General features: G+C 47.1%; 13 protein-coding genes. 4 read left to right on the plus strand and 9 right to left on the minus strand.

Annotated elements, in window-relative coordinates; genetic code table 11:
* Positions 1-19: 19 nt before the first annotated feature.
* A complete protein-coding gene (locus tag L3C95_RS01905; protein WP_236384598.1) occupies positions 20-712 on the minus strand; it encodes a LuxR C-terminal-related transcriptional regulator in 693 nt (230 codons plus the stop codon).
* A 188-nt stretch (positions 713-900) separates the two neighbouring features.
* Complete coding sequence (locus L3C95_RS01910; RefSeq protein WP_236384602.1) at positions 901-3,321, minus strand: efflux RND transporter permease subunit; 2,421 nt, start codon at positions 3,319-3,321, stop codon at positions 901-903.
* Positions 3,322-3,437: 116 nt separating this feature from the next.
* Here L3C95_RS01910 and L3C95_RS01915 point away from each other — a divergent pair, with 116 nt between their 5' ends.
* Together L3C95_RS01915 and recO are read left to right on the plus strand one after the other, a co-directional pair.
* On the plus strand, positions 3,438-5,738 hold the full coding sequence (locus tag L3C95_RS01915) for a two-component regulator propeller domain-containing protein (RefSeq protein WP_236384606.1): 2,301 nt from the start codon (positions 3,438-3,440) through the stop codon (positions 5,736-5,738).
* A gap of 40 nt (positions 5,739-5,778) precedes the next feature.
* Positions 5,779-6,510, plus strand: coding sequence for a DNA repair protein RecO (recO, locus tag L3C95_RS01920; protein WP_236384615.1), 732 nt, complete (start codon positions 5,779-5,781; stop codon positions 6,508-6,510).
* 3 nt (positions 6,511-6,513) lie between these two features.
* Here the strand turns inward: recO and L3C95_RS01925 are convergent, their stop codons facing one another.
* The 5 genes from L3C95_RS01925 to rsfS form a co-directional block, all read right to left on the minus strand.
* Complete coding sequence (locus tag L3C95_RS01925) at positions 6,514-7,302, minus strand: UDP-2,3-diacylglucosamine diphosphatase (RefSeq protein ID WP_236384616.1); 789 nt, start codon at positions 7,300-7,302, stop codon at positions 6,514-6,516.
* Positions 7,303-7,431: 129 nt separating this feature from the next.
* Entirely contained in the window at positions 7,432-7,878 is a 447-nt protein-coding gene (locus tag L3C95_RS01930; protein ID WP_236384617.1) for a hypothetical protein, read from the minus strand.
* Between the two features lie 85 nt (positions 7,879-7,963).
* Positions 7,964-8,599 carry a lactate utilization protein C gene (locus L3C95_RS01935; RefSeq protein ID WP_236384618.1) on the minus strand — a complete coding sequence of 212 codons (636 nt, stop codon included), beginning with the start codon at positions 8,597-8,599 and terminating at the stop codon, positions 7,964-7,966.
* Between the two features lie 6 nt (positions 8,600-8,605).
* A complete protein-coding gene (gene ftsH / locus L3C95_RS01940) occupies positions 8,606-10,627 on the minus strand; it encodes an ATP-dependent zinc metalloprotease FtsH (protein ID WP_236384622.1) in 2,022 nt (673 codons plus the stop codon).
* Between the two features lie 47 nt (positions 10,628-10,674).
* Positions 10,675-11,034, minus strand: coding sequence for a ribosome silencing factor (gene rsfS, locus L3C95_RS01945; protein WP_236384625.1), 360 nt, complete (start codon positions 11,032-11,034; stop codon positions 10,675-10,677).
* 254 nt (positions 11,035-11,288) lie between these two features.
* Between rsfS and L3C95_RS01950 the strand changes: the two genes are divergently transcribed.
* A complete protein-coding gene (locus L3C95_RS01950; RefSeq protein WP_236384630.1) occupies positions 11,289-12,068 on the plus strand; it encodes a biotin--[acetyl-CoA-carboxylase] ligase in 780 nt (259 codons plus the stop codon).
* A 4-nt stretch (positions 12,069-12,072) separates the two neighbouring features.
* On the opposite strand, the gene L3C95_RS01955 is transcribed toward L3C95_RS01950, so the two are convergent.
* The gene (locus L3C95_RS01955; protein WP_236384631.1) at positions 12,073-13,608 is read right to left on the minus strand and encodes an ArnT family glycosyltransferase; all 1,536 of its coding nucleotides are present in this window, start codon (positions 13,606-13,608) and stop codon (positions 12,073-12,075) included.
* Between the two features lie 369 nt (positions 13,609-13,977).
* On the opposite strand from L3C95_RS01955, the gene L3C95_RS01960 reads away from it, so the two are divergent.
* Positions 13,978-14,922 carry a helix-turn-helix domain-containing protein gene (locus L3C95_RS01960; RefSeq protein ID WP_236384634.1) on the plus strand — a complete coding sequence of 315 codons (945 nt, stop codon included), beginning with the start codon at positions 13,978-13,980 and terminating at the stop codon, positions 14,920-14,922.
* A gap of 183 nt (positions 14,923-15,105) precedes the next feature.
* On the opposite strand, the gene L3C95_RS01965 is transcribed toward L3C95_RS01960, so the two are convergent.
* Positions 15,106-15,438, minus strand: a complete 333-nt coding sequence (locus tag L3C95_RS01965; protein ID WP_236384636.1) for a translation initiation factor — start codon at positions 15,436-15,438, stop codon at positions 15,106-15,108.
* Between the last annotated feature and the right edge of the window lie 7 nt (positions 15,439-15,445).

Below are 15,445 nucleotides of genomic sequence, written 5' to 3' on the forward strand. Positions count from 1 at the left end.
TGAAATGATAACCCGTCAATCAGGAAAGACTCAGCGGTTGTGTCTTTAACAATTCGAGCAATGTTTCATAGATGTCCTCATTCCTGTTATTGTACCGGAATTCACACTCCTTCAAATGCAGGTACACCGTACTGCGGTTCAATCCCTTGAACTTGGCCAGCCGATGTTTCGTAAGCCCCCAGAATGCATCCACATCGTCTGCAATACTGACAGCTCCCTCATTTTCAAGGTTGTACAAACGGTATTGCCCCAGGTCAACTACGTTGCTGAAACGGCGGATCTTCTCGGCTGCGCTCTGCATTTCCAGTATGGAACGGCTGCTTCTTACCACAGAATGGATCATCGACCTGCTCACATCCGGCAGTATCTCAGTATGCAACCGGTCAGAACAACGGTAGATACCAAATACAACCGGCTTCACATTACGGCCCACTTCTGTTTTAACGGAAACATCTCCTTCATCTGCTGAGGATGCATGGTGCACACTACGCACCGGAGCGGCAGGACGATAATGACTCTCTGCCGGCAATAAGGACTCACAATGACGGGCGATCTGTTGGCGGATCTTCTTGAGATAACTGTTTACGGTAACCCGGCTTACTCCACTAATGTTGGCAATCTGCGTGGCCGTAAGATCTTCGGCGAATAGCCGTAGTATCTCCTTAAATTTACGCTCAGAAAGGTGAGCGCCCTTTAAGTATTTGTTTTTCATGAACTAAAAGAGGTTAGAATGGCATTATAAACCTCATACTTTTTAGTGGGTATGTGGCATCCTTTTATACAAACGGCTAATATGGGGGGATGAATGTAGTCCACTAGATTATTTGGGAGTAACAAAAAACGCTCAATGCTGATAATCATGCATTAAGCGTTTTAACTATATGTGTATGATATATTTATCTAGTCTTCCTTCGCGCGTTCCTTTAATCCGAGCTCAGACATGTCCATATCTTTTTCCTCATCCAAAGCATTCCATAACTCTTTTTTCCGGGCTTTCTTCAGCAGGGCCTTCTCCATCCACAACAACAGCGCCGGTAAAATAGTCAGGTTAGTGATCATAGCCATTAACAATGTCAGGGACGTTAACCAGCCCAGCGCCTTGGTACCTCCGAATTCAGAGAAACTAAAGATCATAAATCCGGCCAGCAGGATCAGTGAGGTATATATAATACTCAACCCTGTTTCATGAATGGTCTGTTTCACTGTAGCGGAAATATCGAGGTTGTGGTGAGGTAATTCCTGTTTGAAGTTCACCAGGAAACGGATCGTTACATCTATCGCTATCCCCAACGCCACACTGAATACCAGCACGGTAGATGGCTTTAACGGTATATTCAGCCAGCCCATCACTCCAGCCGTTACGGCCAGCGGGATAATGTTCGGGATCAGGGAGATCAACAACATCCTCCAGGAACGGAAGAGGTACAGCATACAGAAAATGATCAGCACAAATGCCAGCAGGATACTTTCTGTCAGCCCGTTAATAATGAAACGGCTACCCTCCAGGAAAATAACGCTGGTGCCGGTGAAGGTCACTTTGTACTTCGTACTGTCAAAGATCTGGTTTACCTGTGGAGCCAATGAATCCAGCAATACCGGCAATCTCGCAGAACCCACATCCGCCATATTTACACTCACACGTGCCACCTGCCTGGTGCTATCCATAAATGAAGATACCAGCTTTGTAAAGGCAGTGGCATTTCCACTGGCGTTCGTACCGCCCTTCATACGCAGGTAAGGTGCCAGGAAACCAATATCAAACTGATTAGGCACCGAGTAGTTGGAGCTATCTCCGTTATAATAAGCCTGTTTTGCAAACTTGATACCCTCTGCTACAGACAAGGGTCTGGCGAAATCCGGCTGTGCCGCTATCAGTTTTGACAACTGATCCAGCTTTTCCAGTGTCTGCAGGTTTACCACGCCGTTCTTCTTCTTCGTATCCACCGCTATCTCCAGTGGCATCACTCCTTTAAAGTTCTTTTCGAAAAATTTAAGATCAGTGTACAACCTGTCACTCTGCGGAATGTCATCCAGCATGTGTGCTTCCGAATGCAGTTTCAACATACCGATCACCGCCGCCACTACCATTACCACCGTTACGCCATACACCCATGGACGGTACCGGAACACCAGGGCTGTCAATCCGTCCAGCAGGGAACGGAACAACCTGTTATTCATATAGTTGGTATGTTTCGTCTTAGGCGCCGGCAGATAGCTCAGCACTGAAGGCAGGAAAATAAAGGAGATCAAAAAGATCAGCATGATGTTTAATCCTGCTACGATGCCGAACTCTTTTAACAATTCGCTCTTCGTGAAGCAGAACACACCAAAACCGATCGCTGCCGTCAGGTTGGTAAAGAGGGTTACAATCCCCATACGCTGGATCATGTGCACCAGCGCCCGGGTCTTATTACCATCTTTGGCATATTCAGTATGATATTTATTGAGGAAGTATACACAGTTCGGAATACCGATCACCACAATCAGTGGGGGGATCAATCCCGTCAGCAACGTGATCTTATACTGAAGCAGCACGATCGTGGCTACAGACCATATTACCCCTATTGCCACTACGATCATTGACATCAGCACTGCACTGAATGACCTGAAGAACAACAACAGGATCAGTGCTGTCAGCACGAATGATAATTTCAGGAACAGTCCCAGTTCATTCGCCACTTTCGTAGCCACAATGGTACGTATCAACGGCAAACCACTCATACGTACTTCTGTATGATGTTTTTCACCGAAAGCAGTTCCCAGTTTCATCACATTGCTTACTACTTCAATACGGCGGGCAGTACCCATTACGCCTTTATTGATGTTGATCATCATCATGTAAGCATGTGTGTCAGGATTATAGAGCAGGCCTTTGTAGAAAGGCAGATTATTCAACGCACGGCCAAGACTGTCGAGCACCGCCTGTTGCTGCAAATCGCCCCTGAATAAAGGCTCTGCACTCAACTTACGGGTACTGTCGTTTTTTACAAGATTGATGGCAAAAGGCACGCTCAGTACATTCTCCACAAACTCTACCTTCTTGATATCCTCATTCAACTTGATATAATCATGAAAGAAATCCTTCTGAAAGAAGCTGTCTGTCTGGACTCCTATCACAATCATATTACCATCTTCACCAAATAAACCTTTAAACTGGAGGTAATCCTTGTACTTTAAGTTGTCAAGCGGGATAGATTTGTTAGGCTCATAGGACAATTCCACCTTACTGGCATAATAAGTCATCACTGCAGTGCTCAACAATAATAAGACAAGGAGTGCCAGACGGAATTTCAATACGAATCCTGCTAAGCGTTGCCACATACGCGTCGTTGTAATTTAGTAGGGCGTAAAGGTAATCAAAGTTGTCTAAAAAAAGGGATTCAGGGATATATAGCAGTATGTGTCACAAAGTAACAACATATAACTATTTTTGATGCATGTACCGTTTCCTGACATCCCTTTATGCCATCTTAAGCCTATCCTGCCTGACGTTCCATCAGGCGCAAGCCCAGACTCCCGTAGGCCAATGGAGTGACTACCTTCCCTGGCGCCCCGCCGTGGCTGTGACGGTGAAAGCCGATAAAATATACTGCGCCACCTCCCAGGGACTCTTCTCCGTCACCACCGGTGCAGATGAAGAGATCAGCAGGTATAGTAAGATCAATGGCCTTCATGACATCGGGATCAGCACGATAGCTGCCGGTGAAGATGAAATACTGGTCGCATACCGCAATAGCAACATCGACCTGCTGAGCGGCAACAATAGTTTCAATATCCCCGACCTGATGCGGAAGCAGGTGGCGGCAGATAAATCTATTTTCCGCATCATCTACTTTAACAGTAACGCCTACCTCTGTACGGGCCTGGGTATTGTTGTGATAAACACCTCCGTTCCTGAGATAGCAGCTACCTACGTTGTAGGCAGCACCGGCGATTACACGCCTGTCTACTCCCTGGCCTTTCTCAATGGCTCCCTGTACGCGGCTACTTCAGAAGGTATCAGGACAGCGGCCCTCAACAGCAATAATCTGTCTGATTACCGGAACTGGTCCTTTCTCAACCAGGGACTGCCGCAGGACACGGTACAGGAGATTATCTCTTTCAATAATCAGCTGATCTGCCGACAGGGTAATCAGTTATTCCGATTCTCCAATAACACCTGGACGCCCTGGTACACAGATGACTGGAACATCAATAACATAGACGTACATGGGAACCAGCTGTTCCTCAGTGAACAGCAATCCGGTGGCGCTGCACGTATCATTGTCCTGGATGCCAGCGCCAATGCCATAAAAGCATTGCAGCATCAGTTAATAGATGCGCCTTTACAGACAGCCAATACCGGTAATGAAACATGGATAGCAGATTCCTTACAGGGACTTATCAGATATAAAACTGACGACAACAGCTTTACTGCTGTACATCCCGATGCGCCGGCCAGTATTATCACCGGCAATATGTTATTTGTAAATAATACCCTATGGGCCACTGCCGGTAGCATCAGCAGCGACTGGAAAGCCACCGGTAACAGCAACGGTTATTATACTTTTTCACAGGGCAGCTGGACACAGTTTGATCGTAACACCAAGCCAGCACTGGCTTCCGTTTCAGATCTGATCACCCTTTCGCCAGATCCCGGCGGTCAGGGTTGTTACCTTGGTTCTTTCGGCGGTGGACTGGTATACGCTGCGCCCGATGGCGGTTATACTATTTTTAAACAGGGCGTGCTGCTGCCAGCTACCGACAATCCTGCTGCCTATAACGTTAGCGGATTAACCACAGACCCCGCCGGCAATTTATGGCTGGCAGCCTATGGTGCCTCCAGTAATCTCCTGGTGAAAAAACCGGATAATAGCTGGCTATCGTTTCGCAGTCCCTACGTCATGACCGGCAATGCGATCAGTCAGCTGCTGACGGACGACTACGGTCTGGTATACATGGTTTCTCCGCAAAGCAATGGACTGTTTGTACTGAATCACAACAATACACTCGACAATAAGAACGACGACCAATGGCGGCAATACCGTCTGGGTAGCAACCAGGGTAACCTGCCGTCCAACGATGTCTACTGCCTGGCGAAAGATAAAAATGGCAGCGTTTGGGTGGGTACCGCCAGAGGCATCGCTATTATCAACTGCCCGGGACAGGCTGCTGACGAGGGATGTAACGCCATCCTGCCGGTTATCCAGCAGGACAATTTTGCCGGCTACCTGTTCCAGGACGAACAGGTAACCGCCATTGCCGTTGACGGTGCCAACCGCAAATGGGTTGGAACGCTGAATGGCGCCTGGCTGGTAAGTGAAGACGGAGAACAGATCCTTGAGCAATTCAACACAACCAATAGTCCGCTTCCCGACAATCATATCTACACAATCGCCATAGATCCTCAAACAGGAGAGATATACTTTGCTACAGGAAAAGGCCTGATGTCATGGCATGGCACCGCCACGGAGCCTGTCTCCAATATGACCCGTGATTCCGTGCTGGTATTCCCGAACCCCGTACCACACGATTATAGCGGTACTATTGCGATCCGGGGACTGGTGGAGAATACAAGGGTGAAGATCACCGACATCAGTGGAAAAATGGTGTTCCAGACAAGGGCCTTCGGCGGACAAGCCACCTGGAATGGAAAGGATTATACCGGACACCGGCCACAGTCCGGCGTATACCTGGTATTCGCAGCCAGCGAAACGGGAGGGGAGCACCTGGTCACAAAGATTGTATTCATCAATTAACGCCCGCTAATCGTACATTTGAATCCAGCAGCTGTCAGGTATGTTACACAAAACCCGCGGGATAGTATTAAGAACGGTCAAATATGGCGATACCAGCGCCATTGTCAATATATTCACAGAACTCTTCGGGGTCCAGTCCTATATGGTCAATGGGGTACGCTCGTCCAAGCCAAAGGCAAAGGGAAATCTCTTCCAGCCCGGCAACATCCTGGAACTGGTCGTCTATCATTACGAGCAGAAGAACATACAGCGGATTTCCGAGTTTAAACTGGGTTATATCTACACCTCCCTACACTTCAACATTGTCAAGAATACGGTCGCACTGTATATGATAGAGCTCCTGCAGAAGAGCCTGCGGGAACCGGAGCAACAGCTGGAACTGTATTATTTTTCAGAGCAGGCATTGCAGGCACTGGATGTAGCGCCATTGTCCATCGCGGCAAATGTTCCCCTTTATTTCACGCTTAAACTTGCTGAGCATCTGGGTTTCCGGTTAAATGGCCGGTATTCGGAGTATGCACACTATCTCGACCTGCAGGAAGGTTCATTTACAGATCTGCCACCTCACCACAGCAACTACCTGGATGCTGCCAACAGTGAGATCACGGATCGCCTTTTTCAATGTACTAACTGGGAAAGCCTTGGAGAGATCAATATGAATAAAGATAAACGCAGAAAACTCCTGTACGCTTATCTGGACTTTTTCAAGCTGCATTTACCGGACTTTCAGGATCTGAATTCGCCTCCCATCCTGCATGAGATACTGGAATAAACGTTATTTATCGTATAACAGGGAAGTGGTTTTACCATCAAAGACAGCATAGCTGCAATAATACAACCAGTCTCCCAGGTTGATGTAACGGCTGTCAGCCCCTACCTGCAGATCCAATGGCAGGTGACGATGCCCGAAAATAAAGTAGTCGAAATGGGATTGCTGCAAGATCTCTTTGCTGTAGATCGCGAGCCATTCGTTCTCTTCTCCGAGGAATTTCTCCAGCTCCATACCTGTAGCAGCACGGCTTTTACGGCTGAAATAATTGGCCAGGCCAATGCCCCAGGAAGGGTGGATCAGTGAGAACAATGCGCGGCAAACGGGGTTGCGGAATACTTTCTTTAACATTTTATAGCCATGGTCGCCCGGTCCAAGACCATCACCATGACCGATGTAGAAACGTTTGCCGCCTATATCGTAAGTTTTGGGTTCATAGTAAACGGGAATATCCAGCTCGTCTTTAAAATAGCCATCCATCCACATGTCGTGATTGCCTATAAAAACGGATATGCTGATGCCTTTATCCCGAAGTTCTGCCAGTTTTCCCAACAGGCGCGTATATCCTTTAGGGATCACCTCTTTATATTCAAACCAGAAGTCAAAAATATCACCTACCAGGAAGATATGTGCTGCATCCTGCGAAGCAGCATCGAGCCACCTCACAATATGTCTTTCCCTTTCCCTGGTGGCAGTAGGATTGGGCACACCCAGGTGAAAATCTGATGCGAAATAAACACGTTTGCCCTCCGGAAGAGGAATGGAATAGTCCACAGCGGACAGTCCATGCTCCATAGATGATATTATTTTCAGGTCTGCATCACACAAGCCGGTGATCACAGGCAATTAACGATTAAAGGTTCGTTGCCACTGCGAAGTAATAAATAACTCTTCAACAAAACAACTAAAACGGAAAAGCTATGCTCAGGGTTTCTTTATCCCCGACTCAAGGTAAGCAGCCTCAATATCTGTCAGATCGGCTTTGACAGGATCGCTGTAGCCGTTATAAATGAAGATCTCCCAGGCATATTTGGGATGATTGAGATTGATATACAATACCTCACCATTCCCTCTTATAAATTGTAATTGGGTGGCGCTGGTGCTCACGATCTTTACACCTTTCCCCGCCAGGTAAGTACTATCTTCCAGGAGGGTGCTGTTGTTGACCGTTTGTAGTGACGGGAAGCTCTTTTCACCGAAAGCAGCTTTCAGAGAACGCAGTTTGTCTCCAGCTGGTCTGAAAATTACTGCCGTTGGCCCTTTTATGGTCAGTGTATTGATAGTATCAATGGTGTTACGAGACTGCTCAGAAGCTTGTCCACAGGACGCCAGCAAAATTGCTGAAAAGAGAAAGAGAAATAACCTGGTCATAGCGGGCCGGTATAACGTAATCATTTAAAAGAACAGCGCATGATGATGATCACGCGCTGCTCAAATATGCTTAACAATTAATAATTCATTCATCTACCAGGAACACATATACCTCGCGGGGTCCATGTATCCCTACTACCAGTGTTTTTTCAATATCTGCGGTACGACTGGGACCGGATGCGAAGTGTATCGACGAAGGCAGCTCTCCCTGGTACTTTTCTTTCAGGCGGGCTATCGCATCTTTCAGATCGAACACCAGCTGGTGCGTATAAGCTATCACAATATGCACCGGTGTGTATACTGGCAATGCCCTGCCGGAAGGTTGTGCCGCGCTCAGCACCATAGTGCCTGTACGGGCTACGAGCAGTTCACAGTCTGTTATCGCAGCGGCGGCTGTATGCATATCCCCTTTGTTGATAAAGGGGAACTGCCGTAACTGGAAATCCTTCATTAAGGAAGGCGTCTGGCAATGTACGTCTTCCCATTCACGGGAAGCGACCAAAGCCAGCAGATTGTCCAGCAACTCATTCTTGCTGGTGCAGAAGATGAACTTCCCCTGTAAACGGGCAAATTCCTCTGCAAATTTCATCTCCAGGCCATCATGCTCCTTCATAAAAACGGAACTGTTGCCCTCCGAATTGGGGAAGGGCAACTGCACCGATTGACTCAATGCATTTCTTACTCTTTTGAGAATATTTTCCTTGGCAGGAGATATTTTCATATCAGCTTACGCATTAGCAGGAGTAGGAGACGGATTGATGATATCTGTCGGGTGTACACCATCTGTGGTCATACCTTCTTTGTTTGCGATATGCTCACGGTGTACATCCCATGGACGTTTACCGATCAGTCTTTCCAGATCTGCCTGGTATAATACTTCTTTTTTCAGCAGTTCCTGCGCCAGCGCTTTCACATTTTCCAGCTTCTCGGTCAGCAGGTTCTTGGTACGGATATATGCCTTTTCGATCAACAGACGTACTTCTTCGTCGATCATTTTAGCTGTCTCTTCAGAATAAGGTTTGGTAAATGCCTGATCGCTGTTCGGATCGTAGAAGGACACGTTACCAACTTTATCGTTCATACCATACACGGTTACCATTGCATAAGCCATACGGGTGATCACCTGCAGGTCATTCTGAGCGCCGGTAGATACTTTACCAAACACGATATCTTCCACTGCACGGCCTCCAAGGGTCATACAGATATCATCCATCAGCTGTTCAGTATTGTAGAGGTATTGTTCTTTCGGCAGATATTGTGCGTAACCTAATGCTGCTACACCACGCGGAACGATAGTCACTTTCACCAGCGGATTTGCATGCTCCAGGTACCAGCCACAGATAGCGTGTCCAGCTTCATGGAACGCGATCACTTCTTTCTCTTCAGGAGAGATGATCTTGTTTTTCTTTTCCAGACCACCAATTACCCTGTCAACTGCGTCGTTGAAGTCTTCCATTTCCACTTCCGTTTTGCCTTTACGGGCAGCGATCAGTGCTGCTTCGTTACATACGTTGGCAATATCGGCGCCGGCAAAGCCAGGCGTCATGGAAGCCAGTTTCTTAATATCGAGGTTTGGAGAAGTCTTGATCGGTTTCAGGTGTACGTCGAAGATTGACTCACGGCCAGACAGGTCTGGTTTGTCAATGGAGATCTGACGGTCGAAACGGCCTGGGCGCAATAATGCGCTGTCCAGTACATCCGGACGGTTGGTAGCCGCCAGAATGATAATACCGCTGTCTGTACCGAAACCATCCATTTCCACCAGTAACTGGTTCAGGGTGTTCTCACGTTCGTCATTGCTCATCATTACATTCTTACCCCTTGCACGGCCAATCGCGTCTATTTCGTCAATGAAGATGATACAAGGCGCTTTCTCACGGGCCTGCTTAAACAGGTCACGCACACGGCTTGCACCTACACCCACGAATAATTCAACGAAATCAGAACCGGACATAGAGAAGAATGGAACCTGCGCCTCACCCGCCATTGCTTTTGCCAGCAAGGTCTTACCGGTACCCGGAGGGCCTACCAGCAGGGCGCCTTTAGGGATCTTACCACCCAGCGCAGTATATTTCTTTGGATTTTTCAGGAAATCAACGATTTCCATTACTTCCACTTTCGCCTCATCCAGACCAGCCACATCACTGAAGGTGATATTTACACGGGTTCCTTTATCGAAAAGGGTTGCTTTGGATTTCCCGATGTTGAAGATGCCGCCGGGACCGCCACTGCCACCTGCAGGACCACCCATTTTACGCATCAGCAATATCCACAATCCAATCAGTAACACTAATGGTAACAGTAACTGAATAAATGGTTCGAACCAGCCCTGCCTGTCCTCATAGATCACTTTCACCTGGTCTTCGAGTGGTGTATTAGCCTGGGCCTTGTCCATATCAGCCTTGAAGCTTTCTTCGCTACCTATGCTGAAGCGGAAATGAGGTCCCTGATTAGCAGCGCCGAAACGGCCTTTGGATACTTTATCGAATTTAGACTCATTCAGTCTTTCCTTCTTGATGTAAACCTCTACCGATTTTTTATTCACCACTACCAGTTTGTCCACATCACCTGGTTTCAGGTAGTTTACCAGGAATTCCTGGAAACTTAGCTCTTTAGGCTGGGCACCGAAGTTAAAAAAGTTCATTGCCAGCAAGGCTACCCCGATAAAGGCATAAACCCAGTATATGTTGAACTTTGGTCCTTTCTTTGGCGATTTGTCTCCCTTGTTGAAGTTGTTGCCTCTTTCCATAATCTTACGATCCTTTTTTTAAGGATGTCGGTAATAGTTAAAAGTTATTAGTTTGTATCATTATGCTCCATTCGTTCTGCATCACTCCACATGTCTTCCAGACCATAGAACTGTCTGGCTTCAGGTTGGAATACATGCACCACAACATTCACATAATCTACCAGTATCCATTGTTGAGCGGTAAATCCCTCGTGCTTGTAAGGCTGCTCGCCGATATGCTGCGACACTTGGTCTTCCACGAAGTCGGCTATAGCCCTCACCTGTGTATTGGAGTTAGCCTCACATATAACAAAGAAATCAGCCACAGCTTCAGGAATCTGGCGCAGATCCAGGGAAACAATATTTTCTCCCTTTTTCTCCTGGATGGCCTTGATGATGGTGGAAAAAATCTCGCTTTCTCTACTCAAGCGTGTTAACGCTTTCTTTCTCGTACTCAGAACGGTTAAGGGTGCCAATAAAATCTCTTTTGGTTAAAAATAATCTTTAATTGTCAAAATTACTAAAGAAGGAGCAAATAAACGCCGGAAGGTGATATTGTTACAATATGTAATAATCCATGATATACGGGACTCTAACGCCTATAAATCATACACTTGTCTAATACCCTCGCTCCTCCGCCGGCGCCTGCCCGAATGTTAAGAAAAAGATAAAATGATTTACTTTGCTGCGTCAAAACAAATCAGAAAAGAATTTTCCCGTGATCGGACAGCCATTATACATCTTAGACACAGTAGACAGCACCAATAACTATGCCATGGAGCAGGTAAATACGGGCCAGGTGACACCCGGTACAGCCTGGTTTGCCATGGAGCAAACAGCAGGAAAAGGACAACGTGGCAAGCAGTGGTTATCCCCTCCCGGAGAAAATATCATACTGACTATTGCCCTGCAACCCGGTATGCTGCCACTTTCCAGGCAGTTTATGCTAAGCGCGGCAGTAGCCCTTGGTGTTTATGACTGGTTCAGCAAATACGCCGGGGATGAAACCGCTATTAAATGGAGCAACGATATTTACTGGCGTGACAGAAAGGCAGGAGGCATCCTGATCGAAAACGTGCTACGTGGCAATACATGGCAATATGCCATCACTGGCATGGGCATCAACATCAACCAGACAGCGTTCCCATCCCATCTGCCCAATCCGGTATCCCTCAAGCAGATCACAGGTAAAACGTGGGACGCAATTGAGCTGACCCGCGACCTTTGCGGCTGCCTCGACCAGCGGCTGAAACTGCTTCACCCTGCTCACTATGAGAGCCTGCTGGAAGCCTATAAAAGTAAACTCTTCCGCTTTGGACAATCTGGCACCTATCGTATGAATGGCGAGTATTTCGAAGGCATTATCCGCGACGTGCTCCCTGACGGCAAATTGTGCCTCGAAAAAGATGGAGAAATGCTACAGCTGAGCTTTGGCGAGGTTGAGTTCATTATCGTGAAATAAGCTATTACCAGGCTCTTAAGGAGGCTTGCTCTTTCAGTTGCCACTGCTTTAATTTTTTTAGGAATTCCGGTGAAATTCCTGGTAAAAGATACACACCGGTGCCATTCTCCCGTGCTAACGGATGGCTGATCCGTCCGATTTCGGAATAGCCGGACGCATGATTCCGGACATCCTCTCCCGGTTCCTTTCCTACTACGATCAAATGTTGAAAACTGTCTAATACCGGAAACCAGCACACATAGTCAGCACTGAAGGAAATAGCAGGTACCATTTTCTCCCCCGCATAAAAGTTAATAGCCCCGGCCTGTCCGTAATTATCACAAAGGATCAGTGTATGCTTCCGTTCGGCTGGCGGCAACTGATCGTATGCCTTCTCTACTAAAGCCGTCAGTTCCCTCCAGCCGAGCATATCCGCAAAATCCTGCGGCAGATCATGTACTTCCCCATCCTCCCATTTCGCAAACATCTCACGGGTGTCAGCATTCATCAACCTCCCCAATTTATCGGGTTCCACTACCGGAAAAATCAGGCGAGAAGTCCCCACTGTCAGTAGGATTGTGAAGAACAGCCATAGCAATGCCAGCCTGCGATGGTGTGTACTTTCAAATGATACTACCTTTTCCAAGTATACTGCTCCAAAAGCAATCAATACCGGGTATAATCCCAATGCATAATAGGGCTTAGCCTGCAGATAAACCAGCAAAGCCATCACGAACAGGAAGGTCCATCCAATAAAACGGTAAGGTTTAAAGGCCTCATGTGTCACAAACCCGACCAGGGCTGCGCCCCAAACCAGCGTACCTAAAAGGAAGAATAACAACTGCTCTATTACGAACCCCAACCGGTCTACATTCACCAGCTGGGTGCTGGCCAGCTCTTTCATATGATGAATAACAGGCAGGCCATTCCTGATTTGCCAGATCACATTTGGCGCAGCCAGCAGTAACGCTATCAGCAGACCGCCATATAGGTATCTGTTCAGAAAGATCTTCCGCTGGGAGGATGACAGCAAAGCCGGCAATAAACCTGCCACCAGGAAAAGGATATTGTATTTGTTAAGAAAGGCCAGGCCTATTACAGCTCCCAACCACAATAGCAGATGTGATGCCCCGGTCCTTACATAAAGTACTAACACATAAAATACCAATGTCCAGCTCAACACGTCAAAGCTGTTAGGCTGATATAACATATTGAGCCTTGACATCGCAGAACAAATAAATACCAGGGCTGCGATCACTTGCGCGAACCATCCTCCCTTCATTAACGCTATCAGCTTCCACATAATCAGCATGGTTAACGCACCAAACAGTGCAGGAAAGAACCTTACCCAAAACACGCTGCCTCCAAGCCACTTAATAAGGAGGGAAAGGAAAGCTGTAAAAGGCGGAACCGACAAATAGCCTGCAGCCAGGTGATTGGCCTGATCAAGATGCAAAAACTCGTCCCTGTGCAGGTCATATACAGGGTTGACGATCAGGAAATGGAATACCAGTTTGAACAACAGGAATAATAGCAATAACAGATAGGAGCGTTTGGGCATCGAAAGTGCTGAAATATCGGATTAAAAAAGAAGGATTACATGTTACCATCGCTACAGCTCATAGGTAAGGGCATGATAACATGTAATCCGTTATAAGATAATCTTGTACTGCAAACAGATAGTTGGTTAAATAGGCAGTTCATCAAAAAGACCAGTTGATGAGAACAAGATTTTGGTTGATAAAGGTTAAGTCCAAGTTGTGAAATATTTGTTAATTTATCAAATCAAAAAATGCAACTTTGATACAAAGTCGCTCCCTTCACCCGCTCGTGTAACCATCTAACCCATCATATTTCCGTACATCATCCTACTCCTATAGGCGGTTACATTAGCATATAGTTAGCATTCCTCTTTTTGTAACTTTACGATATGTCCTCCGTAAACAGTAAAAACAACAGGGCTGTTCATCGTAAAGAGCTCAGAATCAGCGATGACCTGTCACAGGTAAGTGTTGGGCAGAAAGCCCTGCCGAAGGTGCCCACAAAGAGTGCTTTTTCCATCTATTCCCGTTCTGCCAATCCCTGCCGCGAGTACATTTCTGCAAGCAGAAGGGATTACTATAAAATCTCCCTTATCACGAAAGGCGGCGGCATACTGACACTGGGAGAGCGCTCCTACGTTGTTAAGGCGCCAGCCATGGTGTTTGTCAATCCGCTGGAGCCTAAAACCTGGCAGCCAGAGGGAGAACAGGACGGCTATTACTGCATGTTTACGGAACATCTCTTCGATACAGAACGCCGCTACCGCGATGAACTGTTGCATCATCCGCTGTTTCAGACCGGCGCTAATGCTGTACTCAGTTTGACAGAACAGCAGGGCGAGTATATGCTGCAGCTCTTTGAACGGCTGCGCAAAGAAAATATGGAAGGTGACGCCTACCGCCTGGAAGCGATCACTATTTATCTGCAGCTATTGTTGCTGGAGTCTAAAAGAATAGGTGTAAGTGAATTTGTGCCTCAGCGTACGCTCACTACAGCACAGCTATTGGCAGAGCGCTTCACAGATACGCTGGAAAAGCAGTTCCCTATCACATCAGAACAGGAGCAGGTGCAATTGAAAACGGCCAGCGATTTTGCGTTGACCCTGAATGTACATCCTAACCATCTGAATGCAACTGTAAAACGCGTGACAGGCCGCACCACCAGCGAGCATATCCGCCAGCGCATCCTGCTGGAAGCCAGACTACTGCTGCTGCATACAGAATGGCCGATCTCTATTATTGCACATTGCCTCGGATTTGAGGAACCGGCCAGTTTTTCTCACTTCTTTAAAAGCCAGACAGGGCACACGCCGCATACGTTCAGAACTTTATAGCACCGGATACAATGCCGTTTTTAATGACATCCGATTATACAAAAGAGGAAGTATCAAAAGGGTAGTTCGGGGTTGACTAAACGTTGATAAGCTCTCCAGGTATCCGCATAAAAAAAGGCATATCAAGTCTGATACGCCTTCTTCTAAAATCTAAAACATCTTATCAGGACTCCTGATCCTTCTTTATTTCGCCTTATACCCCCAATCCTGCAGCCATTTCACCACTTTCTCCTTGTAGTCGCCCTGTATCAGGATCTGACCATCTTTTGCACTACCGCCCGTGCCACACTTGGTTTTTAACTCTTTGCCCAGTTTCTCCAGGTCTTCCGTCTTACCAATAAAACCATCTACCAGTGTTACTACCTTACCCGCGCGTTGTTTGGTATCCAGTTTCACACGCAGCTGTTGTTGGGCAGGAGGCAGGGTATCCGTTTCTTCCGGTTCATTGCTTTCCGGTTTGAAACCAGGATCAGTGGAGTAGACGATACCGCCAGTGTTCGTTTTCTTCTTTGACATAACAGTA

The sequence above is a fragment of the Chitinophaga filiformis genome (assembly GCF_021646545.1).
GTDB lineage: Bacteria > Bacteroidota > Bacteroidia > Chitinophagales > Chitinophagaceae > Chitinophaga > Chitinophaga filiformis_A.